The following is a 23,212-nucleotide window of genomic DNA, read 5'->3' as shown; positions in this document are numbered from 1 at the left end:
GCTTAGCGTTCTGCAGCGCGGCCCTTCCAGCGCACGAGGTGACCTCGCATGGCCCACATGTCGTCGATCAGCACGTCGATCTGGCCGGCGTTCGGCACCGCGTCCAATTGCGCTGGACGGATGAGGCCGAGATTGGCCGTGCCGCGCGCGTAGGGTCCGAACACCAGGATGCGCGTGTTGCTGTCCGCCATCCGAGCAATGAATCGATTAGGCCAGCCCCAAAACAGGTGGCGTAGATTTAGGGGTACACCGATCACCTTGTCCCTACAGCTCGGGGGAATCCGGCCGCTCCATCCCGTGAGCAGGTAGTCCTTGGTGCACACTTTCGCTTCTGAACTACCGAAGGCGACGACCCCCGGGAAGCGGTCGGCGATGCGCTGCGAAGGCGCTGTCGCGCCGTAGAACAGATCGCCCAGAGGCACCGGGTCTCGGCCTGCGGTGAGGAGGGCGTCGGCGAGCTGATCGGCCTCGGCCGGGTCGTCGCTCTTGAAGTTGAACATGATCGCGCTGGCGGGCAGCGCGTCCAGGGCCTCTTGCAAGGTGGGCATCTGGCCCACGCCCCTACCGCGAAGGGGGTAGGTCTCGCCACCGTCCGCCGTGTAGCCATAGCCGACGTCCAGGGCCTGCAGCTCGCGCAAGGTCAGGTCGCGCGTCTCGCCGCTGCCCTCGGTGCGACAGTCGACGGTCCAGTCGTGGAAGAGCACGATCTCCCCATCGCGGGTGGGGGCGATGTCGACCTCCACCGCGTCTGCGCCGAGTGCTAGCGCCTCGCGCATGGAGCGGACGGTGTTTTCGAAGTAGTGGTGGACGGGCGCCACGATACGCGAGGCCGTGCAGTCGTCTCGGCCCACCCCGGTCCGATCGAAATAGTGGTACACGCCGCGGTGGGCGATCACCCGTGCCGTGCCGGGCGGCGTTGGCGCGAAGACACTGGCATTGAGGCCAGTGAGCGCAGCGAGGGCGATACCACCGAGGATCATTGCGAGGGTCCGCTTGTGCACGTACGCCTTCTCCCTTCCACGTCGACGATGTTGCTGATCGTGGCCAGGCACTGCGCCGTCGCACCCTACGCGTTGCAACGACGCCAAAGCGTAATGGACACTAGGGCCATCGACATAGTGCTAGGATTTTCCCCATGACCGCTACCTTCGACTTCACCGGCAAGCAAGTGTTCGTTTTCGGCGGCACGAGCGGCATCAACCTCGGTATCGCCCAGTGCTTCGCCAATGCAGGCGCGTCCGTCGCGGTGGCGAGCCGTTCCCAGGACAAGGTGGATGCGGCAGTGGCGACCCTAGGGGCCGGCGCCACGGGCTATTCGCTGGATGTGCGGGACGTGGACGCGGTGAGCGACGCCCTCGCGCGCCACGCGGAGGCGGCGGGGCCCCTCGACATTCTGATCTCTGGCGCTGCGGGCAACTTCCCGGCCTTCGCCAGCGACATGTCGGCGAACGCCTTCAAGTCCGTCGTAGATATCGACCTGCTCGGCTCCTTTCACGTGTTGAAGTCGGCGTACCCGTACCTCACCAAACCGGGTGCATCGGTGATCAACATCTCCGCCCCTCAAGCGTTTCTGGCCATGCCGATGCAAAGCCACGTGTGCGCGGCGAAGGCGGGCGTCGACATGTTGACGCGGACGCTGGCGTTGGAGTGGGGGGCGGCAGGGGTGCGCGTGAACAGCATCGTGCCGGGGCCGATCGAGAACACCGAAGGCGTGAGGCGCTTGGCACCGACGGAGGCGGTCGCCGACATGTATCGCAAGAGCGTACCCCTCAATCGCTTCGGCACGGCGACGGAGATCGGCCAGACGGCCATGTTCCTCTCCTCCGATGCAGCCGCTTACGTAAACGGCGCTATCCTGCCGGTGGACGGCGGCTGGTCCGTGGCTGGTGCTAGCGCCGCGGCACTCACCATGTTGGAGCTTCAGCCAGGCAAGCGCTGAGCTTGCCTGCTCACGCGTAGGGTGCGACCCATCACTAAAGGCGGCCGTGTCCTCCTCGTGCAATCCGCAAGCACAAGTGCTCGGCCACTACCGATTAGGCGTGTGCGCCAGCAGTTGACGCAGGCGCGGATAGTCCACCTTGGAGTTGTGGCGCTTGTCCATCGGCACGGTTCGCACGGCGACCACCGTCACCTCGCCTAGGGGCTGTGCCAGGTTGCGCAAGAGCTCCATGTCGAGGCGTTCTCCGGCGAGGGCAAGCCAGCGGCGCTCACCGTCCACGAGCAGCGCGGCCTGGCGCACGCCAGGCCAGCCGAGTGCCGCCGCTTCAAACGCAAAGGGATACAGACCGTCGGCGGTGGCGCAGAGGCGTCCGAGGAGCCACAGGCGACCTTGTGTATCCACCCGCACCGCATCCCCGGTGCGGTGCCAGAGCTGAGCGCCGTCATGGACCTTCGTGTGCCGATCGTCCGCGGGATCGAGGTAGCCCGGATTGACGTGGGGGCCGCTCACCCACAGTTCATCGTCCTCCACTCGCACCTGCGCTTCGGGGATGGGATGACCCGCGAGCAGACCGCCGCCACGCGCCATGGCCTCGAAGTCTGTGGCTTTGATCTCATCGAAGCGAATAGCGGCGATAGGTTCTGCCTCCGTGGAGCCGTAGACGGCGTGAATCGCGGCCTGCGGCATGGCCTTATGGAGCGCGTGCAGGAGGTTTGAGAAGACGGGGCCACCGCCGGTGAACACGGCCTTGATCGAGGGGAGCGCAGGGCCCTCGGCCCGCACCACGCGTTCGCAAACCGCCGGAGGGGCGACGAGGCGGGTCACCTGATGTCGGACCATCTGTTCACGCAGACGGCGACCGTCGAGCTTTGAAGGGCGCGAGAGGCGGCCCGCGGGGATGACGCTGGTGGCGCCCGCAGCCAGGTTGGAGAGGATGAATACCGGTAGAGAGATCAGATCGACATCGTCGGGCTGCGTGTGCCGAATCCGCTCCAGCAGCTCGTGCTGCAGCAGCAGGAACTCAACGGATCGAACGATTCCCTTTGGTTGGCCGGTAGAGCCGCTGGTGAAGGTCATCAACGCGGGGGACTCGGCAGCTGTGGCCACCACGGGACCATCGGCCCGGACACGTCGATCATTACGCGCCTTAGGGGGTGCAGCACTCGCGGTCGCGGGACGTTTCGGCAAGTTCGCCAGGGCGCGCAGTTCTGCGATGAAAGGCTGCAGGACGCGCACAGGCCAGCCGCCGATTAGCCCAGCGGGGCCAGCCGCTCGCACTGCGTGGCGTACGCCACTGAGGCCTGCGGCGGGTTCGGGAAACATCGCCACGGCGCCGAGACGGAACAGTGCTAGCAGTGTTTCGTAGAGAGCGGGCGAGACACCGCGGGCGACCAGGACGATATCGCCGGCGTGAATACCGCTTCGCTCCAGTTCGACAGCGCGCCGTCCAGATCGGGCTGCGAGCTCACCGTAGGTGGTGGTAGCGCCGCTGCCCATGATCAGCGCCGCCTGTTCGGGACGGGTGCTAGCGTGCGCGAGGAAACGCTCCAGCAGGGCGTTCACAGGCTCTTGCCGTAGAGCGCGTAGCGTCGAAATATCCGCCCCGCCGTGCGCGTACTGTGTTCGGCCGAGAGGTTGTCCTCGTGCATTAGGGCATGAATCACCTCGCTGAAGCCACGTCTTCCGGCGATGCGATGAAATCTGTTTGCCAGTGCGGAACCACAGCCCGGCACCAATGACGCATAGGTCTTGAGGATGACGGTGTGCGCGGGGTTGCTTGGATCCGGCAGGGCAAAGAGAAAGCCACGCAGGGCACCGGTCCCGTCTTCGGCCAGGAGCACCAGTTCAGGGTCGATGTGGACAGCGAGTGCCCGGTAGCCCTCTATGAACGCGGCGCGGGGGATCGGCGTGTAGAACGCGTTGCGCGCAAAGGCCTGTAGGCATACGTCGAAGATGCGGGAGAGTTCGTCTTCGAGCGCATCTGCGCGTAGCGACCTCAGGTGGATGCCTGGCGGGCGGTTTGCGTCAGGGGCGGGCGCGGCCGAATCGCGTACGGCCGAGCAGTAGCGCCCCACGACGTCGAATCCTGCATTCTCGAAGGCGGTTACGAAGTGCGATGGATTGGCTGGCTCCAGAAAGAACGGGTCGCGCCCCTCGCTCTGCGTGACCAAGCGGTAGCTGGACCACGTGGTGCCGTTCATGGGACCCAAGACGGCGCCGAATCCTGCCTCGCGCAGGCGGACGACGGCCACCTTTAGCGCCACTTCTCCCGCCATCGCATCCGCGCAGGCGAAGCTACCGATCGCTGCGGTTCGCGCGCCGTCAAGGCTGGGGGCGTGGGCGTAGACCGTCATCTCAGCGTTCGCGAAGTTCCACTCGGTGATGTCGTTCATAGGTGCTGGGGCTGTGGTGTGCGCTGCTTACCGGCGGGGCGGCGCGGGATGAGGCGACCGATCATGGTGAAAAGGGCAGTGTGAGCAGGCCCAGGGTCGCACTCACGGACCCCAACACCACCCAGGGAAAGCGCAGCTCGCGATCGCGTTGACTCCATCCAAGAAGTGCCGCTAGCGCGATGGCGCTGGCGCCGACGGTGAAGAAGCTCAGTGCCTGCGCCGACGCGCCTTCCACGACTACCGTGCGTACGCTCATCGCCGCCATGGCCAGCGCGGTTGCGAGCAACGCCACCGCGACCCGCTGGCCGTAGCGAGCAGCGATCCCAGCCGCCAGGCTCGCAAAGGCGACGTTGAAGGCGAAGATCGTGTTCACCTCGAGCAGGTGACTCACGAGGAAGAAGGCTAGCGCCACTCCCACGATCACGACTACCAGATTCAAGGGGTCGTGCAGTACCTCGCGGGCGGGGTCGGTGCGTCGGCAGAACGCGTAGACGGCCACCGCGAAGATCGGCGTGAGCAGGCTGTCCACGCCCGAGAAAGTGCCGATCAGGAAGAACAGGGACGTGAACATGGCCACCATGTGAGGAGACTCATGGCGGCGCCGGGTCAGCTCCATGAGCGTGGCCACGGACACGAGAAAGGCGCTAGCCACGAGCACCAGCCACCACGCGCCGAGGTAGCTGAGGTTGGCGAGGAGAAAGTACAGCCCTAAGGGGATGAACAGATTGTCGAGCCCCCGCCAGCTCGATGCTTCGAGCAGGGCACCGAAGGCGGCCGTGACGAAGGCGAGTAAGATGACTTCGCGGCGGCCGATGTCTGTGAGCAGGAGGTAGACGATCAGCGAGAGGAGCCAGCCGCTGGCGACGAACACCGCGACGCCCTCCCAACTCTTTCGCCCGCGTTCGACGCGGAAAGTATTGCGACCGTAGCGTGAGCCCACGATGGCGCTGGCGGCGTCGCAGAGCGTGAGCATGAGCAGCGGCAAGACGTAGAGCACCACGCCCATCGGCGGCGCACCCTGGTCGACTACGGTGATGTAGTGACCGTCCTTTAGAACGAACAGCAGGGCAACCGACACGGCGAACAGCACCTCCCCGTACGACACCCGATCCACCGAATGCAGTCCTTCGCCGAGCTTGCTGCGCAGGCGCCCGCGGGCGGCGATGAACACGGCAGCAGCGAGGGCGCAGGTCAAGGCGACTTCCCACGTATGGGTGAATAGCCAGGGGAACGCGAGGCAGTACAAGCCGAGGGAAATGTGGATAGCCTTGCGCGAGAGCTCCGGCGCCAGCTTGAGGCGCCTTGCGAGCCGCGCGACGCTCCACAGCACGGCCACTAGCAGCACGACAGATCCCACGATCTTGCCGGCGCTCAGGCCGAGCATAGCGGCGCTCACCGCACCTGCTCCACGACGAACGTGCGATAGAAAAAGGCCTTGTCGCGCGGTGCGAGGTCTTGCTCAAGAGCCTGTAAGGTGATGACCTGGTTGGCCAGGGATGGCGGTGCGCGCCGGGGTGCCATCATGTTCCAGTAGGCGATACGGGCACCGGATCGCGCGGTTGCCAGTACGGCGCGGTAGGCCGCTTCATGCGCCTGTGGCGACATGTACTCGAAGATGTCGGAGAGGTTGAAGGCATCGGCTTGCACGCCCTGATCTGCGAGGGCTTCCATCGTGCAGTGGTGAATCTCGAGGTGGGCGAGGCGCGACCGAATCATATCGAAGTTTGCGGCGCGCAGGGCGAAGGGCAAGGCGTCTTCGTGCTCACCGTGGCGTCCTAGCAAAATCCAGTGCAAATACGGGTTGGCGGACGGATCCAGGGCGACCAGTGCGTGACGTGTGAGCTCGCCAACTTGGGCCGAAAGGCTGCCTTCGGCGTGGGTGAAGAAGGCGGGGTCGCGGCCCAGGCGTCCCATGACGAACTCTGAAAAGAACAGCTTCAGCACCAATCGCCAGCGCCAGCTATTCCAGCGCTCGCGATAAAATTGCTCACGCGCCTCGGGGTCCCGTGAGTCGAGCAAGTCGCGCACCGTGCCGCTGCCGTGGATGACGGGCAGTACGCGGGTGCGGAACACGCGGAAGTAGTGCTCGAAGCGGCCGACGCCGCCCAGCCCATACCGTTCGACATGGTCCCGGCGTGCTGACCAAAACGCCTGATCCGCGTCGTCGAGGCGCCGCGCCGTGCGATCCAGCAGCTCGGCCCGTCGCACCGACGGACGCGATCCCATCAGCTCGACCAGCTCTTCGTGGCGTAGGGTCTCATAGGCGCTCACACGTAGGCGTACGCAGGCGAGCTGGGCAGCGCTGAGATCGACGGCGATCACGCGCGCGAAGCCGCGCGCCAGCAGCGCGAGGGCGTTGTCGCCGGCGGAGGCGATGGAGAGGGCAGTGGCGTTGCTGAGGTCAGTAGCCTCATCAGGCACCAAGGCGGACAAGAGGATATCCGCGTCCTCCCACACCTGGGCGTAGCGGATCTGGTCGAAGCGCGCGCGGCTGGTGATCTCGGTGTCGCTCACGGCGGCGTCTCGGCGGATGGTGCGTCGCCGACGCGGGCAGCCTCGTCAGGCGTCACTGCGGTTGTGAAGTCAGACGCTCGCTGCACGCGGGTGATCGTGCCGAGGCCGCCGTCGAGTCGCACCAGGTCGCCGCTCTCGAGCCAAGCGGTGACCCCTGGGACCGCCACCACGCAAGGCAATCCCAGCTCACGGGCGACGATGGCGGAGTGCGACAGCAATGAGCCGCGCTCGGCGATCACGCCGGCCGCAGCGGCGAATACAGCGATCCAACCGGGGTCCGTATGCCGTGCGACCAGAATCTCGCCAGTCTTCAGCCCCTCGCGCCGCGGGTCTGTGATCACCCGCACGCGCGCAGTCACGATGCCCTGGCAACAGGCGAGACCTTCTCGCACTTCCTCGCCGCGATGATCGTCTTCAGCATCGGCACTCGTCTCGTGGTGGAGTGCGCCTTGCAGCACGGCGAGGCTCGGCAGGGGCGAGCGCAGGCTTAGGCGTTCAGGGGGGTCCGGGCGTGCCAGGCTCGCGTCGAGTTCCCGTTGGCGCAGTGCGGCGAGTTGGCGCAGATCTTGGGTGACGCTCGTCCCCTCCGCCGCCGCGAGCAGCTCGTCCACCGTCAGGCAGAACACCTGGCGGGCGTCGTCCAGGACGCCGGCTTCCTGCAGCCGTGCGCCCATCGCCAGGAAGATCCGGCGCACGCGGCCAAACAGGCGCGTTCGCTCGAAGCGCAGGTTCTCCCGGTCGCGAACGCGGGCGCTGGCCCAGGCCAGCAGTCGACCGGCAAACCAGCGCTTGACAGGGTGGCTGGGGAACGTGCTGGCCAGCGTGCGCCGAGGTGGGCGCGTGGTGGTGGCATTCGCGTCGCGCTGGTCGGCGCCTCGCTCGGTGCCTGCCGGCGGGCGGGCGGCGGCGGCCTGGGCACTGGCTGCGACGGCGAAGGCGAGCGGCTGCAGATCGTCGTGCAAAGTCAGGCTCTCGAGCTTGAGCTCCTGCGTGCAGCGATCGGCGAACCTCGCGAGGTAGGCCTCTACGGGCTCGCGCAGCGCGGGATGCGTGCGCAGGCAGGCAGGGTCGCCGTTGGCCAGCGCGGCAACCGTGGCGGGTTCCCCGGCGATGGTGTTGCCCATCTCGCGGATCATGCGCGCCGGCTCGGCGGAGACGATGTCGCCGCGGCCGATCAGCGTGTCCGCGTGCAGGGCGAGCCCCTCTTTACCGGCCGCGTGCTCGAGCCATTTGCGCGAAGCGCCGAAGGCGATCATGCATATGAAGTCGTTGATCAAGGGCGCGTCCCAGCGCTGCAGGAGCTGGCGTTCGAGGTCCCGGAAGGCGCCGGCGAGCTGACCCGCGTCGAGGGATCCTATCGCCTCGTCCGGCAGCGTCATCGCAGACTCCAAACGGGCGTAGAAGGCCTTCACGGTGCCCGCCAGTCTCACCTGGTGCCAGAGCAAGCCGGTCGCGACGCGGGCCATGCGCAATCGTTGGGCCACTAGGGCCAGGCCACGGGCCTTCGGCGGTACGATGTCGGCGACCATCTCGTCCGCCAGGCACTGCGTGCCCATCATGCTTTCCATGAACTTGCGGTTGTTGGCGAACCCGGGGAACAGGGCGAGGGCGCGGTACCAGTTGAGGAGGTTGTAGTACACACGGCCGTCGAGGCGGCCCAGCATGTTCTCGAACACGTGGCGGTGCTCGTCGACTCGCCGCTGGGACACCCCCATGAGCCGCGAGAAGGCCCGGTACACGTGGGCGTAGATGTAGCGAGCGAAGGAAAACGTCAGGGGCGAGACGACCCCGGGGTAGCTTTCGATGATGTTGGCGCTGTCCCAGATGGTGAGGGTTATGCCCTGCGCCTGCCCTTCGGTGGCGGGCATTGTGGAGCTTCCCGCTGAGTCGGATGACGCCAGTGTTGTGATGGGGCGCGACTGAAGGAGGTAGAGCGTGCCGTCAGGGGAATACGCCCACTCCACATCTTGCTCGGCCCCCAATACATTGCGGGCTCGGCGAGCGAGCGCGGCCACTTCGCGCCGGCGCTCAGGGCTTAGCACGGCTTCCTCGCTCGCCAGGTGAGAGCGCAGAGTGTCATCGGCAGCGACCCAGTATTGGTCGCCATCCACTTCGCCGCTGACCAGGCGGTCCGCAAGGCCCCGCGTGGCGCTGATCACCACCGTGTCCTGATCGCCGCTGACCGGGTCCGCTGAGAACGCCACGCCTGCGGCGACCGCCGGTACCATCGCCTGGACGAGCACAGCCGGAGGCTGCGGGGCGTCGTCGAGGCCTTGGGCGCGGCGATAGGCGAGCACGTTGTCCGCAAATCCCGATCGCCACACGCGCAGGGCAGCGTCCGCCACGTCGTCCGCCGCCACGTTGAGCAAGGAGAGGAACTGACCGGCATGCGCCGCCGCCGCGCCGTCCTCTTCTCGTGCCGAGGATCGCACGGCGTAGGGTCCAGGCCCCAGGTGAGTGAGTTGTTCGACGAGAGTGTCGGTAATGGAGGAATGTAGCGCGCCTTGCGCAAATGCACCTGGGGCGATCACAAGGATCGGCGGGATGTCAAAGTGCTGCTGCAAGCTGGCCAGCGTCGCCGCTTTCGCGCCGGCGCGGGCAAGGGTAATCGACGTACCAGTAAGCAGCAGATCGCTCACGCTATCCGTACCTGCAGCATGAGTGGCAGGAACGCCAGCAGGGAATAGTTGATGAGCACGACTAGTCCGCTCGCCAGCTCTAGGTGTTTCGCAGTGGATACGGAAGGGCGCTTCACATAGCGCAGCACGACGCCGCCAGCGCCGATGCTCGCTGCGAGTACGGCCCCTTGAGCTGGGACGCCTACATCAAATGCGCTGACGATCATCGCGGTCAAGATACCACTCGCCAGAATGCTGGCTGCGACGACGCTTCCAGCCATCGTTGACCCCCAGCGCGACGAATAGGTTTCCACACCCGTCCGCTCAGACTCCGGCGCCCAGCACTTGCGCGCGACCTCGAGCACGACGCCCTGCAGTAGGGAGAGGGTGAGGAACACGGCGAATGGACGGGCCACGAGGATCTGGTGGGCGTCCCAGGTGGCGAAGCCGACAGAGACGCCGTAGGCAGCAATGAGCGGCATGATCAGCATGTGAGAGACGAGGTAGGCGATCGGGCGCGCCTCCAGCCAGGTCGACACGAAGAACTCGCGGCGCATGAGGGCCATCCACACCCAGACGATGGCGAGCATGATGACGGCATGTCGCGGTGCTAGCAGCGCCGTCAGCCCAAGTGCGATGACCCCGGCGCCAACACTCAACCCGGTCAGCTCGGCGAGCGACACGAGGCCGCGCGGGACAGGTCGTTCGGGCCGATGGGCGGCGTCGGTCTCGACGTCTTTGTGTTCATCTGCGACGCGAAGCTGCAGAAACAGCGCGAACACTGTCACGAAGGCGGTAATGATCAGCGCGCTGGTCGGTGCGGCGGCGAACGGGAACCCATCCGCTTGCTGTGCCACGCCACGGGTGTGGTTGCAGAGATGACCGATGGCAACGCCAGCGCCAGCGAACGCAGCGATCAGCAATCCGTTACGCAGAGGCGGGAAACGCTCGCTGGCGTATTGCCAGAGGCGGGCGGGCAACGACAAGCGAAGGACTCCTGGCTGAGCGAGTGCGTCACCGTGGCAATGGTACGACAACGGTGACAGGTTCGCAGAGCGGGTGCTTTAGGCCTTGCTCGGTCGCCCGCCTCGGGGAATCGCGTGTGCGGCTACGTCTCTAGCGAGCCCTCCGCAACAGAGGGCGCGGGTTCGTGCTGGCGGCTCCGCAACACCACCATCAACAAGCTCGGTAGGAACAGCAGGGTAACGACCGTCGAGCACAGCAGCCCACCAAGCACGATCACCCCAACACCCCGGTAAAGCTCCGTCCCGGCGCCAGGGATCAGGACCAATGGCGCTAGGCCAAAGGTGGTTGTCAGCGTTGACATCAGGACGGGACGCAGCCTGCTGTGGACGGCTCCGCGCACCGCATCCCCGAGCGCTTGCCCCGCACGCAGGTTCTGCCTCGCCCGATCGACCACCAAGATCGGGTTGTTCACCACGGCACCGAGCAGAATCAAAAACCCGAGCATGGTGATCATATCAAGTGGCTGGGACACTGCCGCGACCCCGGCTAATGCCAGTGCCGCGCCGGTGCCGTTCAGCAGGGCGAGTCCGATCAGCCCGCCCACCAGTCCGATAGGCACCGTGATCAGGATCAGCACGGGGTAGCCCCAGTGCGAGAAGATCGCCACCAGCAACAGGTAGCAGAGCACGATCGCTATGAGGAAGTTGCCGCTCAGCGCCTCGCGAGTTGCATCCAGCTGGTCCGCCGCGCCCGTGATCGTGATGCTCACTCCTTCCCCTACCTCGCCTGCCGCCCGCAGGGCGGGTAGCAACTCTGTGCGTACGCGCTCGACGGCACTTTCGAGCGCAACGGCGCGCGGAGGGATGATGTAGAGCGAAACGGTGCGTCGGCCGTTCACTCGGCGCAGGGAATCGCTGTCCACGCTCTCCACCACGTCGGCCAGGGCGGACAGCGGCACCACGCTGCCGCTCGGCGTCAGCACGGGCTGGTTCTGCAAGTCGGTCAGCGTTTGCTTCGAGCCTGCCCCGCTGAACAGGTAGATATCCACCTGGTCATCCTCGAGGAGGAACTCATCGACGAAGGCACCGTCGGAGAGGGCGGAGACGGCAAAGCCGAAGTCCCGCGCGCTGAAACCAACCTCCGCCAGCAGTTCCCACCGCGGTCGCACCTGGATGAGGGGCTGATCTAGGGATAGGGAAGACGGGTCTGAGTCGATCTGCGGGGTCTCGAACAGCATTTGGGCACGCTCGATCGCCGCCTGGGCCGTGTCGTAGAGCGCCGCCATCTCCGCCCCCGAGATGTCGAGGGCGACGGCGCGCGAGCCGCCGTCGTTACTCGAGATGATCGATCCGCGGGCGGAGAATGCGCGCATACCTGGGTAGGTGCGAAACAGGTCCGTGAGCCCAGACATCATGGCCTCGATGTCGCGTCCGTCCACCGGCTCGCTCATCACGCTGATGCTGCCTGGGGAGATCCACAGCGAATACCCGCGCAACGGTGGAATCGTGGACTCGCCGGCCAGAAAGGCATCGCGCGAAGCGTCCACCGTTGGGTCGAGAAGCGTGCGCAGCTCATCGCCGATGCGCGTCATCTCCGTGAGGTTGTAGCCTGGCGGTGCGATCATGCGACTGAACGCCTTAGGCTCCTCGCCTTCGGGTAGGTACTCGGCCGGCGGCGTGAGCCAACGGCCGATCAGCACGGTGGCAAGCGCTGTGACGAGCAGGCATGCCAAGCTGCGCGCGCGGGTGCCCGTGAGCCAATCGCTTAGCCCCAAGAACGCCTTGGCCGGTCGTGGGACGTACGCGCTGCCACCGCTATCGCTCACGCCCAGCCCGACGCGCGCCGCGATGGCGGGAATCACGCCGATCGCCACCAGCATGCTGGCGAGGATCGAGGAGGCGATCGCAATCGCGATGTCCGAGTACAGCTGCCCCGCCTCTTCCTGCACGAACAGGATCGGCACGAACACGAGTACCGTGGTGAAGGTCGACGCCACCACCGCGCTCCACACCTCGCGCGTGCCTTCGAGGGCAGCAGCAAAGCGATCGAGGCCGCGGCGCCGGGCCTGCTCTATGGACTCGAGCACCACGATGGTGTTGTCGACGGTCATGCCAATGGCGAAGGCGACGCCGGCGAGGGAGATCACGTTGATCGTGCGGCCAAACAGCAGCAGGCCGAGGAATGCGGCCACCGTACAGATCGGCAAGCCGATCGTGGCGATGAGCGTGGCGCGCGCCGAGCGGAAGAACACCAGCATGATGCCGATGGCGAGGGCGGCGCCGATCATCAGGTTGGTCCAGACGTTGCGGATGGACGCCTGCACGTAGCGCACGTCGTCGCTGAATAACCCGATTTGTAAGCCGTTGGGCGAGAGCAGGTGGGCGTTGAGCTGCTCGACCAGGGGCAGCATCGCGTCCTTGATCTTGATGACATTGGCGCCGGCTTCGCGGTTGACGGAGAGGCTCAGGCGCGGCGAGCCGTCGACGAAGGAGACATCGCGCAGCTCGAAGTGATCCAGCGTGACCTTGGCCACGTCCCCTAAGCGCACCACCGCATCCCCACGACGCTCCAGCACCATGTCACTCAGCTCGTCGACGCCCTCGAAGCGGCCCAGGGTGCGCACGAGAAAGCGCCGCTTGCCGCTGTCGATGTCGCCGGCCGAGGAGTCGGTGTTGCGGGCGCGAATCGCATCGCGCAGCTCAGCAAGGGAGATACCTCGTTGAGCGAGGCGCGCCGTATCCACTTCGATGCGCACCTGGCGGTCCGCCCCGCCGCCCAGGCGCACTTGAGACACGCCCTCCACCCGCTCCATCTCGGGGCGCACGTTATCGTCGACGAAGTCGCGCACTAGGTCCATGTCGATCTGCAGCGGGTTGCCGGGGAGCGGGGCCACTGCGAAGTACATGAACGCGTTTTCCGAGAAGGAGCTGCTGTACAGGCGCGGCGGGTCGACGTTCTCCGGATAGCTGGAGACCTGGGACAGGGCGTTGCTGGTGCGGATCAACGCTTCGTTGACGTCGATACCGAAAGGAAACTCTAGCTCGATGTTGGCCTCGCCCGTGTCGGCGTAGGAGACCATGCGCGTTAAGTTGGCGAGGGAGCGCAGGTAGCGCTCTTGCTCGATTAGGATCTCCTTCTCGACGTCCTGGGGCGTGGCGCCCGGCCAGTTAGTGACCACGCTGATCGTGCGCACCTCCAGATCGGGGATCATCTGTACGGGGATGCGCAGGGCCGCGGTGATGCCAAGGACGCAAACGATGAGCGCGAGGACCGTGGTCAGCGTGCTGCGGGTCAGGATGAAGTTCAGCATCGCGCGCGAGCCCTCAGCGCAAGGTGCGCGAGCTGATGCGCACCCGTTCGCCTTCGCGCAATACCTCGTTGCCGCGGGTAACCACGCGCTCTTGCGGGTTTACACCGCTCAGAACCTGCACCTGCTCGCCTGCGCTGCGGCCCAGGGTGACGCGGCGACGTTCGGCAGTGAGCCCATCGTTACTATCGGCGATCACGAACACGCTGTAGCCGCCGTCGGGGTGGCGGATGAGGGCGTCGCGGGGGATCTGCACGGCGTCGGCAACATCGCCTGCTAGGTGGAAGCGGGCGATCGCTGAGGTGCCTGGCAGCAAGCGAACGCTTTCGTCGACGGGTTGCAGGCGGACCAGAAAGGTACGGGCCCCGGAGCCACCGCCTACCGGCAGGCGCACGGTGATCTCGGCAGCTAGCGCGGTGCGCGGCGCGGCGTCCGGGATGATCTCTACTACCGTGTCGCCGCGCAGGTCGTCGTAGCGCTCCTGTGGGGCTTGCACGTCGAGGCGCACGCCGCGCAGGGAGGTGAGTTCCAGCACGCTGTCGCCGCGAGCGACCCACTCCCCGATGTCCGTATTACGCGCGGTAATCACGCCGGCGAAGGGCGCCGTGAGCGCGTGTCGGGCGACGAGTTCGTCCTGTTCGCGAAGGCCCGCTTCAGCCACCCCCACGGCCGCTTCGGCCTGCACCATCAGGGCGAGGCGCGTGTCGAGCTCGGTCTGCGGTAGGTGGCGTTCGGCCACCAGGCGGCGCGCTTCCTCCACGCGCCTGACGGCTTCGTCGTATGCCGCTTGTACCTGCGCGCGGGTCGCGCGAGCGCGGCGTTGCGCCGCCTTGGCGAGCGTCGCGTCGAGGCGTAGCAGTGGTGCGCCGGGGGCGACTTCGTGGCCGGCGTCAACGGCCAAGGACTCCACCAGGCCGTCCACGAGCGGGGACAGACGCGCCTGGTGGCGCGCGGTGAGCGTGCCGCTTAGCTCGAAGACCTCGTCGATCGCTGAGGGCGCGGCCGACACGACATCGACGTTGGTTTGCGCTCGGGCGGAGAAGGGCAAAAGAAAGAGGCATAGGCCTGCGGCGCAAAGGCGCGGCAAGCGTGTGGCGGCGCTGATCGTCCCTGACATTGGAGGCGAGCCCCCCCCCGGCTGCGGTGTGCGTCATGAGTCTTCGTGATGGAGGCTCACAGGTCGAAGAGGTCATTCACGCGAGCGCCCTGGGCGGCGTGCGCGCCCCGCGGTGTTGCTGCCGGGAATATGCCGAGGGCTGCGTCCGCCATCGCGCCCATCATCGCATATCAGGAGCGGTCAAGGCGCACGATGGAAACGCAAGCGGCCCGCAAGCGGGAGGCTTGCGGGCCGCTCAGGTGGCACAGCGATCAGGGCTGCGCCGAGTTGTCGTTTACCCCTTAGCTGCGCTGGCGGCGACCGGCGGGGACCATGATTCCCAGGGCACCCAGCATTAGCCACACCGCGGCCGGCACGGGCACGGCGCTGACGGAAAGGAATGTGAAGCCCTCATCCGCCAGGGTGTCCGAGTTGTTGCGGAAGCCGTGAAGGAAGTCGTTGCCGGACGTGTCGTTGCTCCCGGTGAGCGCAATGAACTGCAGCGCATCCCCTGCATCGATCCAAGAGGAGATCAGAGCGGTGACGTCGAAGGTGATGTCGCAATCGATGCAATCGACAACGCTCAAGGCTGCCGCGTCGGCCGGCAAAATGTTCTCGCTGAAGAAATCGAACCAGAAGATGTCGCCCCCGGGGTTGGTGTCATCTTCGATGCGCGCAAAGGGATCAGCATCGACCCCGTGAGCGGAGACGGTGAAGGGGTTGCCGGGCCCGGCGTTTGCGCCGAAGCCGCCGTCCACGCTGCGCAAGGTCAGGGTGGCGCGCACCGCTGAGCTGTCGAAGGACGAAAGGTCCACGCTGCTGAAGTCGAGGTAGATGGTCTCCGGTCCAGCGCCGAACGCATTGTCCGTGCCAACGCGGAAGGCGGGTCGCACGTCGCCGACGTAGCCCCGGACGTAGTTCGGTCCGAAGAAGAACGCCGAAGTCATGACGTCCTCGTCAGGCGCGAAGGTGGAGGTTGCTGCGTGAGCGCCGGCTCCCAAGAGCGAGGACAGGCATAAGGCGGCTAGTACGCCCATTCGTTTTCTGTTGGTGTGCATCCTGCAGTCCTTGTCGTTGTCGCACGCCGCCGCCCCCGCAGGCGACCGCGCACAGGGTTCAGCACTGCCCTATTGGAAGTACTGAGTAATCGACAATCGCATCAGACGCCCGACATTGAAATTGCCGAGCACCAGATCACGATCGTCGGTGATCCCCCCCACCACTAGAAATTCAGCGTTAGTGACGTTATTGGCCGTGAAGCGGATGTCCGTACGCTCGCGCGGACGCCAGGTAGCGTAGATGTCCAGTTCGCTCACGGACGGCTGTGTCGTGCGCACGGCCTGCTCGTCCACCAGCTGCAGCGCCTCGCGGCTGAACTGGTGGGTTGCGCGGAAGCCGAGCTCCCAGCGCAGCGATTTGCTAATCCAGCGCGCCGTGAGCGCCAATTGATCAGCCGGAAGATCGAGACGGTCGTCGGTGATGAAGGCGTACTGCGTGTCATTCAGCGCGTTGGTGCCCTCTGGATTGTCGACGATGCGAAAGCGCCGGGTCTCGCCTTCGCTGTGGTTGTAGGTCAGATCGAAGCGGTAGCCGCCGAAGACGTAGGTGCTCTCCACCTCGTAGCCCCAGGTGTCTTCCTCACCGGGCTGGCTAGTCGGGTCCAGAGGATTGCTGTTCAGCGACTCTAGGACCTGGTCTACCTCCGTGCGGAAGTAGGTAAATTTCAGGCGCAGCGTGTCGTCGGCGCGCAAGAGGCCGGCCTTGTTGTAGGCGATTCCCCACTCTCGGTTAGTCGCTAGCTCGGGCTGGAACAGCTCCCCGCATACCTGGAGCGTTTGGAAGGGCTCAGGCAAGGTCGTGCGGGTAGGGATGTCGATGGCGTCGAGGTCGACGTTGGGGTCATCGAGGCCGACGTCGGCGAAGATCCCGGCTAGGCGCGCCTGGGAGGATGCGATGTCAGTCTCCAGGCCAGTGTTGATCTGATCGGTGAAGAAGGTGATGTTCTGCTCTGCCGTCAGCGTGGCCGCGTTGATGAAGGAGTCGGTCTGCCCCCGGGCCGTGGCGATGTCCGCGTCGCGCTGCGCTTCTGGATAGCCCACGGGGTCGGCTTCGTTCAGGGCGTTGGCTTGCTCGATGAAGAGCGCCAGCTGGGACTCGGCAGCCTCGACGAGCGCATCGCGCTCGGCGATCTGCTCCGCGGCGAAGGACTCGACTTCGGCGAGCGAGAGGGCGGTGGCCGCATCAATGGTCTCCTGAGTGGAGCGCTGGTCAGCGGCGAGGGAGGTGGCCAAGCGTTCGGCGTCGCTGGAGTCCCTCACGCACAGGCTGAAGGTGCCCTGGGTGAAGTACTCGTCGATCTTCGGGTAGCGAGCCGCTTCGACGTAGCTGTGGAACAGGCGCACGGGCACGCGATCGAAGGCGTACTCCAGGCGGTAGTTGAACAGTCCCGCGTCCTGATCGATCTTCGGCGCCGTACCGCTCAGGGCGAGCAGATCAATCGCTTCCTGCTCGAGCACTTCCGTCGAGTTGTTGTCCCAACGGTGGCCGGCCGTGGCCGTAAAGCCACCGTAGGTGAGTTCCCCCTGCAGGTATGCGCCCCAGTTCAGGGTACGACCGGAGGGTTGGCTCAGCACCGAATCGGTGGGTTCGCCATCGATGCCCGTGATGTCCGTGGTGCGCTCTTCCTGGATCGCCTGGATGCCCGTCTGGACGGTCAAGCCGACCGTCCCGGGTAGGGCGAAGTCCGCCGTGTTGTGCAGGCGCGTGGACCAGATGTCGTACTCGTAGTCCCACACGCGATCGGTCAGGTTGTCGCTCGCATCGATACCCTGTTCGTTCACCCGCGTGTCCGTGTAGGCCACGGAGATCGTCGTGTTGATCAGATCGCTGACAGGGTCGATGTCGATGTAGGTGGCGAGCGTATCGTCCACGGTTTCGCGCAGCACTTGACCGTTCACGCCGTTGTTGAAGGCCGCCGTGTCGAAGAGCTCACGTCCTTCGGTGGAGGTGCGCGTGTAGGAGAGGCCGACGGAGGCGATCTGGCCGGTCCACTCGGTCTTGGCAAGTAGCGCCTCCGGGCTCGATGCGGAGAATGGCAAGGTGTCGCCAGTCGAGAGTTCAAGGTCGCTGGCGTCGCGTCGGGTGTAGCTCAGCAGCAGGTCGAGGCTGTCCGTGGGGCGGCCGTAGATGCTGCCGATCGTGAGCAGCTCGTCGTTGTTGTCGGCGTAGCCGAGCTTGGCGAAGCCGCCGATGCGCTGACCGTCTTCGAGAAAGTCGCGCGCGTCCTTGGTTTCCATCTCGATGACGCCGCCGATCGCGCCGCTGCCCTGGATGGCGCTGGCGGGGCCGCGGGAGACGGTGAGTTCGCGCAGCATCTCAGGTTCGAGTGAGACGGCGCCGAAGCGGTACTTCTCAAAGTTCTTGACGGCGCCGTCGACGATCGTCAGCACGTCCTCGTTGTCCGAGAAGCCGCGAATGTTGACGGAGATGCCGTTGGCGCGGGGGCCGCCGGAGAGCTCGACGCCGGGGACCGTCTCCAAGATGTCGTAAATCGATCCTGGTTGGAGGACGCGAATGGCTTCCAGGTCGAAGGTGGTGGTGGTGCTCTTCAGGTCGACGCGCGGTCCCGCCAGCTGTTGCCCTGTGACGAGAACTTCCTCGACCACGGTGGCCTGGGCAGCGCCACCTTGAGCTTGAGGCTCGTCAGCCCCGTCGCTGGACTCCTGCGCAGATACGGGCGCTACCAACGCAGCGCAGACGAGCGGTGCGAAGCTGATCCCCTTGCGATACAGCCGATCGGTCACGCGAGCAGGTCCCCTCCAACGGCATCAAGCAGCGAGCGATACGCGGCGGCGCCGCACGCCTGCCAGCGACAGCAGCGCCGCACCGAACATCCACACGGCGGCTGGCACAGGCACTGCCGCGGGGAAGTCCCCGGGGTAGCGCTGGGAGCCGTCGAAGATATCGCTGCCGGGGAGGCTCGGGAGGATGGGCAGGAAGGGCAGAGCGAGCAGGCCGTCCGTGCTGCCGGCGGCGAACAGGTCCAGCACGATCAGGTCCATGGAGGTGCTGGTGAACGGCAGATCCCAGTCGAACACGTAGAGGCTACTCGCGGACGTCGTCCACGAGTAGAGGTACTCGTACTGGGTGAAGGTGCCGAAAATAGGGTGTGTCTGTTGCCCGGCAGTCAGCTGGGTGATCATGTCGGCGCCGCGCCCATTCAAGGTCACGCTCGCGTGGTCCGCCTCGAAGCTCCATGTGCCGAGCACCAGCTGCACCTGCAGGTCTTGCGCGATCGGCGACGGACCATCGGACGTGGTGGTCACCGTCAGCGTGTAGGACTGGGGCGAGGAAAAGCTGTACAGGTTGCCACTCGAAGTGACAAACGCCTGCCCTAGCTGCTCGGTGAGCACGGCGGAGTTGACGTTAGCCGAGCCTTCGCTCGGCGCCGTGTTGAGCGAGCCATCGTAGGTGTCCCACGACAGGTAGGCGCTGTTCTCTTGGCCGCGGTCCCAGGCCGTGGGCGTCACGCTGGCCCCGTGGGCGGACACGGTGAGCGTGGTGAGCAATGAGCCGATCAACAGGTGACGGAACGCCATGGTCTCAAACTCCAGCAAAGTGGGGTGTTGGCAAGGGGCGGCGCCGCGTAGCGCCAGCAACGCCTAACGCATTTGCAAATAAAACTAGGGGCGCGGTGAGCGGCACGGTAGTAGGTGGCCATCTGAGTACGCGCCTGGATCGGTAAAGAAGCCGCGTGGGATTGCCACGGGAGGAGAGGCGCGCCTCGCAATGAAGGCGCGCCTGCCGTGTGCTGCCGTCCTAGGCGCTAGCGACGGCGCGGCGACGGCGCATCGCGCCGAGACCGAGTAAGCCGGAGCCCAGCAGCCAAGCGGCCGCGGGTACCGGCACCACAGCAGCAACGCCCGGGCCGATGTCGATGGCAACCTGCGTCAAGGAGAGGCTGCTGCCGGAGGCATTGAAGTCGAAGACGATATCGCTGAGCGAATCGAAGGTCCAGGTGAACAGCAGGTGCTCGAGCAGCACTTGACCGAAGGGGCTGTCGTACTCGTTGTCCTGGTAGGTTATCGCGCTGAGTTCCGGTGCCACGCCATTCAACATGACGCTATTCAGATCGAGCGGCGTGCCCCACGTTTCCAGCTGCAACGCCACGCTGACCGGGTCAGTGAACGCCACGTCCGGGGTGAGCGTCAGCTCGAAGTCAGGTGCAACGCTGAAGGAGTAGAGATTCAAGGACCCGGTCACGAAGGTGTTTTGATTCCACGTGATCAAGGCGTCTGCGCCAAAGGTGGCGATATCGGCGCCGGACTCGCGGCTGCCGAAGTCCGTTTCGGCGAAGCTGTCGAACTCGACGTGAACGGTGCCTGCATCACCGCGAGTCCAGCCACCCCAAGCCGCAGCGCCGGCCTCGTCTGGCTCATCGAAGCCGAAGCCAGGCTCGTACGGGTTGGGGCCGTTGCGGAAGTCCGCTAGGGCGGATCCGGAGGCAACGAGCAGCATGGCGGCGAAAGCGGCGGATAGATTCTTCATGATCTCTGAACTCCTAAAGAGAGTAGTCCTCAGCAGCCCGCGTTCGGGCTTTCCAATAGCTGACCCGCCGCTGACGAGCGCGGCAGCGAAAGGTGGTGTTGAGACGCGTGCGGGCTGGACACGCGCACCCCCGGCGCGGCCGATTTTAAGGTAAGCCGTGCCAGATGCGCGTAGTAGAACGCAAGCTCGGGGGAAACGCAAATAGAAATGCGACTCGATCGCATATCCCTGGAGCCGTACAAGACGGCCGGTCGCCACGCCAGCGCCGGCGGCTTTGACGACGGTTACCCCTACGGCATCAGGCGGCCGTGATTATCCGCCTTCGAAGTCCAGCCCGCCCAAGGAGATCGTGCGCTCGTAGGCTTCCATGAACGAGGAGAGATCACCACGCTCTAGCGAGTTGAGGCGCGGATAGTCGCTGAACTCCACCGGCCCCTCGCCATCTAGGTCGGTGACGCCGTACTCGATGATCGTCGCCACCTCGGCTTGGTCGTCGTAGCGGACCAGCTCCCAGGCGTTTTCGCGCACGCTGAATGCGGTGGTGTCGACGAAGGCCAGGCGACCCTCGGCCACGCCGTAGAGCCACCCGTCGTCGAGGGTGAAGCAGGGGAAGGCGAATTCGAAGCACTCGGGCACTGCGCTGCCTACGATCCCGAAGCGGCCTGCGGCTGCCGGGCCGAGCAGGTAGCCGTCCACCTGCTCGGCAAGCAGCAGGCCATCGAAGCCGTACTGTTGCGCGCCCAGTAGCTGCAGGCCGTCTTGCCAGTAGGCGGGTTGGGTGGCAACCAGCTGTTCAGTCGGCCATGTTCGTACCTCATCGGCCCGCACCGCGCGGACCAGCGCCCGGCCAGCGAGCTGCTCAGCGTCGAAGATACTCAGCAGGACCAAATCGAATTGGCGCCCGCGCTGCACCAAGCGATAGCGATAGGTGCGATCGCCGAGGCTGAGTTCGAGCTCGCCGGTAGCGTTGACCTGCCAGCTGTGACTTGCAGCGCCGTACAGCCCTTCTGTGGTGGTTCCGTCGGCGCCCAGGGCGATCAGGTCGACGGCGAGAGCCGGATCGGCAGTGTCAAGGCGCGGCACAGACGGGGTGTAAATCACCGGCAGGGCCCAAGCATCGCCGGCCACAGCAGGGAAGGGCTCGACACTCGCGCCGCCCGGCAAGAGTATCTGAAGCGTCTCGACCACGGTGATCGGCGCGCGAGGCAGAGGACCTGGGAAATCGAGCTCGATGAGAAAGTCATCGATCTCGTAGTTAAACTGGCGCGTGCGGCGCACGGCAAGGCGGTTTGCGGTGCGTGAGCCGATCTCCACCGTCTCCGCGTCGATCCGGGCGAAGAAGGTGATGCGCGTAGGTAGCGGCGGGTCGAACTCGCCGGCGAGAAAGTCGACGACCTCCTGGGGGAAGCCGAACTCTGCGACGTTGCCGATGTCCTCGGAGAAGGAGACCTCGAGGTCTGCGTCTGGATACTCCAAGCGCAGATCGCCGCCTTCTTGGATGCGCCAGCTGAGCCGGCGCTGGCGCAGGGGCTCGAGGTCGCCCTCGGGCAGCACCGCGAAGAGGGAGTCCAAGTCCTCGTACCAGCGCCCCGTGCCGTCCTCGGCCAGCGCGTAGATCTCGCCGCGAGCGCCGACGCTACCCACGCGGGTGGCGCTCACCCAAAGGCTGTCGCCGACCCATTCCTCGGCCGTTACTTCGATGGACAGGGACGTGTCGCTGAGCGTGCTCGAGATGGCCTCGTCCACTCTAGCCTGTAAGTCTCCGAGGAGCTGTCCGTCGCCGTCGGCGAGTCCGTTCTCCTGCAGCAGTCGATAGAGGCGGGTGGCATTGCGCTCGGTGGCGTCTGCCGGAGAGCGCAGGAGCGAGAGAGAGGTCTGATCGGCCGCGATGGGCAGCAGCCCCTCGTCGTTGATCAGCTTAATGAGCCCTGCAACCTCCAGCAAGCGGTTGGTGGGTATGCTCTGCTCTGCGGCTTCGATATTAGCGAAGTCGTTAGGGTCAGCGCCCTCCGCTAGCGTATCTTCGGTGAGCAAGAAGCGCGCAGTACTCAGATGCGAGACAGCGAGCCGTGGCGCTTGGGCCAGGGTCACCGAGCCGTCGTCTTCGGCTTCGGCCAGCACCTTAAGTTGCGCAACGCTTGCGACGTGGGCGATCAGCTCCACCTGCGCTTGGGTGCCGCTACCGCGAGCGCTTAGGGTGATCGGCATCATGGCCGCCATGCCCTCGGCAGGGGCGCGTAGGGGCAGGGCGTAGGCGCCGCTAGCATCCGTAGTGGTGGTGAAATCGCGGTCGCCGACGGCGGCGGTCACCGTGGCCCCGGCCAGCGGGTCGTCGGTCGCGACGCCTTCCAGGGTCACGACCAAGGTATCGATCACCTGCAGGGTAAAGGGCGCAAGGGTCGCTTCTGCCTCACCGTCACTCACGCGGATCGTGATCGAGGCGTAGGTCCCCTGATCATCGATCGACGGTGTGCCGGAAAGAGTGCCGTTGCTCGTATCGAACTGGGCCCAGGGTGGCGCGTTGTCAATGGAGAACGTGAGCGCGTCGCCGTCGGCGTCGTTGGCCGTGGGCGAAAACGTGAACGCCACGGTCTCTTCGGTTTCCGTCGGCGGCTGGCCAGCGATCGTTGGGCCCGTATTGCTCGCTGGGGGATCGACCGGCGCGCCGCCACCGCCGCCACCGCCGCACGCAGTGAGGGCGAGAGCGATGATAATCGTCACCAGGGAATTCGCAGTCGACAGACGGTGGGTCGCCATAGGGCGCATCACTCCTTGATCATCGGGGCATCAGGCTTGTGGCGGGGACCACCGCCGCAAGCGCGGCGCCTACTG

At 65.7% G+C, this 23,212-nt stretch carries 15 protein-coding genes; 1 reads left to right on the top strand and 14 read right to left on the bottom strand.

The window, feature by feature from the left end:
• Positions 1-2 precede the first annotated feature (2 nt).
• Positions 3-1,001 (bottom strand): glycerophosphodiester phosphodiesterase family protein, encoded by a 999-nt coding sequence (locus AAGA68_17140; GenBank protein MEM9386788.1) that lies wholly within the window; start codon positions 999-1,001, stop codon positions 3-5.
• 134 nt (positions 1,002-1,135) lie between these two features.
• Here AAGA68_17140 and AAGA68_17135 point away from each other — a divergent pair, with 134 nt between their 5' ends.
• Positions 1,136-1,939 carry an SDR family oxidoreductase gene (locus AAGA68_17135; GenBank protein MEM9386787.1) on the top strand — a complete coding sequence of 268 codons (804 nt, stop codon included), beginning with the start codon at positions 1,136-1,138 and terminating at the stop codon, positions 1,937-1,939.
• An 87-nt stretch (positions 1,940-2,026) separates the two neighbouring features.
• Here AAGA68_17135 and AAGA68_17130 read toward each other — a convergent pair whose 3' ends face one another.
• The 13 genes from AAGA68_17130 to AAGA68_17070 all read right to left on the bottom strand — a co-directional run bounded on the left by AAGA68_17130 (position 2,027) and on the right by AAGA68_17070 (position 23,137).
• Complete coding sequence (locus AAGA68_17130) at positions 2,027-3,502, bottom strand: AMP-binding protein (protein MEM9386786.1); 1,476 nt, start codon at positions 3,500-3,502, stop codon at positions 2,027-2,029.
• Positions 3,499-4,332 (bottom strand): hypothetical protein, encoded by an 834-nt coding sequence (locus tag AAGA68_17125; GenBank protein ID MEM9386785.1) that lies wholly within the window; start codon positions 4,330-4,332, stop codon positions 3,499-3,501. Before AAGA68_17125 ends, AAGA68_17130 begins: the two co-directional genes overlap by 4 nt.
• A 61-nt stretch (positions 4,333-4,393) precedes the next feature.
• A complete protein-coding gene (locus AAGA68_17120) occupies positions 4,394-5,728 on the bottom strand; it encodes a hypothetical protein (protein ID MEM9386784.1) in 1,335 nt (444 codons plus the stop codon).
• On the bottom strand, positions 5,725-6,846 hold the full coding sequence (locus tag AAGA68_17115; protein MEM9386783.1) for a DUF3419 family protein: 1,122 nt from the start codon (positions 6,844-6,846) through the stop codon (positions 5,725-5,727). The genes AAGA68_17120 and AAGA68_17115 overlap by 4 nt, the downstream gene beginning before the upstream one ends.
• Positions 6,843-9,485 (bottom strand): PEP/pyruvate-binding domain-containing protein, encoded by a 2,643-nt coding sequence (locus AAGA68_17110; GenBank protein MEM9386782.1) that lies wholly within the window; start codon positions 9,483-9,485, stop codon positions 6,843-6,845. Before AAGA68_17110 ends, AAGA68_17115 begins: the two co-directional genes overlap by 4 nt.
• Positions 9,482-10,450 (bottom strand): hypothetical protein, encoded by a 969-nt coding sequence (locus AAGA68_17105; protein MEM9386781.1) that lies wholly within the window; start codon positions 10,448-10,450, stop codon positions 9,482-9,484. Before AAGA68_17105 ends, AAGA68_17110 begins: the two co-directional genes overlap by 4 nt.
• Positions 10,451-10,572: 122 nt before the next feature.
• Positions 10,573-13,740, bottom strand: a complete 3,168-nt coding sequence (locus AAGA68_17100) for an efflux RND transporter permease subunit (GenBank protein ID MEM9386780.1) — start codon at positions 13,738-13,740, stop codon at positions 10,573-10,575.
• A gap of 13 nt (positions 13,741-13,753) precedes the next feature.
• Complete coding sequence (locus AAGA68_17095) at positions 13,754-14,854, bottom strand: efflux RND transporter periplasmic adaptor subunit (GenBank protein MEM9386779.1); 1,101 nt, start codon at positions 14,852-14,854, stop codon at positions 13,754-13,756.
• Between the two features lie 281 nt (positions 14,855-15,135).
• The gene (locus AAGA68_17090) at positions 15,136-15,891 is read right to left on the bottom strand and encodes a VPLPA-CTERM sorting domain-containing protein (protein MEM9386778.1); all 756 of its coding nucleotides are present in this window, start codon (positions 15,889-15,891) and stop codon (positions 15,136-15,138) included.
• A 69-nt stretch (positions 15,892-15,960) separates the two neighbouring features.
• Entirely contained in the window at positions 15,961-18,636 is a 2,676-nt protein-coding gene (locus AAGA68_17085; protein MEM9386777.1) for a TonB-dependent receptor plug domain-containing protein, read from the bottom strand.
• 24 nt (positions 18,637-18,660) lie between these two features.
• Complete coding sequence (locus AAGA68_17080; GenBank protein ID MEM9386776.1) at positions 18,661-19,431, bottom strand: hypothetical protein; 771 nt, start codon at positions 19,429-19,431, stop codon at positions 18,661-18,663.
• Positions 19,432-19,651: 220 nt separating this feature from the next.
• On the bottom strand, positions 19,652-20,380 hold the full coding sequence (locus tag AAGA68_17075) for a VPLPA-CTERM sorting domain-containing protein (GenBank protein MEM9386775.1): 729 nt from the start codon (positions 20,378-20,380) through the stop codon (positions 19,652-19,654).
• Positions 20,381-20,692: 312 nt separating this feature from the next.
• Positions 20,693-23,137 carry a putative Ig domain-containing protein gene (locus AAGA68_17070; protein ID MEM9386774.1) on the bottom strand — a complete coding sequence of 815 codons (2,445 nt, stop codon included), beginning with the start codon at positions 23,135-23,137 and terminating at the stop codon, positions 20,693-20,695.
• Positions 23,138-23,212 lie beyond the last annotated feature (75 nt).

The organism is Pseudomonadota bacterium (assembly GCA_039193195.1).
Classification (GTDB): Bacteria; Pseudomonadota; Gammaproteobacteria; order Steroidobacterales; family JBCBZW01; genus JBCBZW01.
Note: the sequence above shows the minus strand (reverse complement) of the source record. Positions and strands in the feature narration are given on the sequence as shown.

Coding starts and splice junctions, on each gene's coding strand:
- AAGA68_17100 (MEM9386780.1), bottom strand. CDS start 13,740: ATGCTGAACTTCATCCTGACCCGCAGCACGCTGACCACGGTCCTCGCG.
- AAGA68_17080 (MEM9386776.1), bottom strand. CDS start 19,431: ATGGCGTTCCGTCACCTGTTGATCGGCTCATTGCTCACCACGCTCACC.
- AAGA68_17125 (MEM9386785.1), bottom strand. CDS start 4,332: ATGAACGACATCACCGAGTGGAACTTCGCGAACGCTGAGATGACGGTC.
- AAGA68_17090 (MEM9386778.1), bottom strand. CDS start 15,891: ATGCACACCAACAGAAAACGAATGGGCGTACTAGCCGCCTTATGCCTG.
- AAGA68_17070 (MEM9386774.1), bottom strand. CDS start 23,137: ATGGCGACCCACCGTCTGTCGACTGCGAATTCCCTGGTGACGATTATC.
- AAGA68_17075 (MEM9386775.1), bottom strand. CDS start 20,380: ATGAAGAATCTATCCGCCGCTTTCGCCGCCATGCTGCTCGTTGCCTCC.
- AAGA68_17095 (MEM9386779.1), bottom strand. CDS start 14,854: ATGTCAGGGACGATCAGCGCCGCCACACGCTTGCCGCGCCTTTGCGCC.
- AAGA68_17135 (MEM9386787.1), top strand. CDS start 1,136: ATGACCGCTACCTTCGACTTCACCGGCAAGCAAGTGTTCGTTTTCGGC.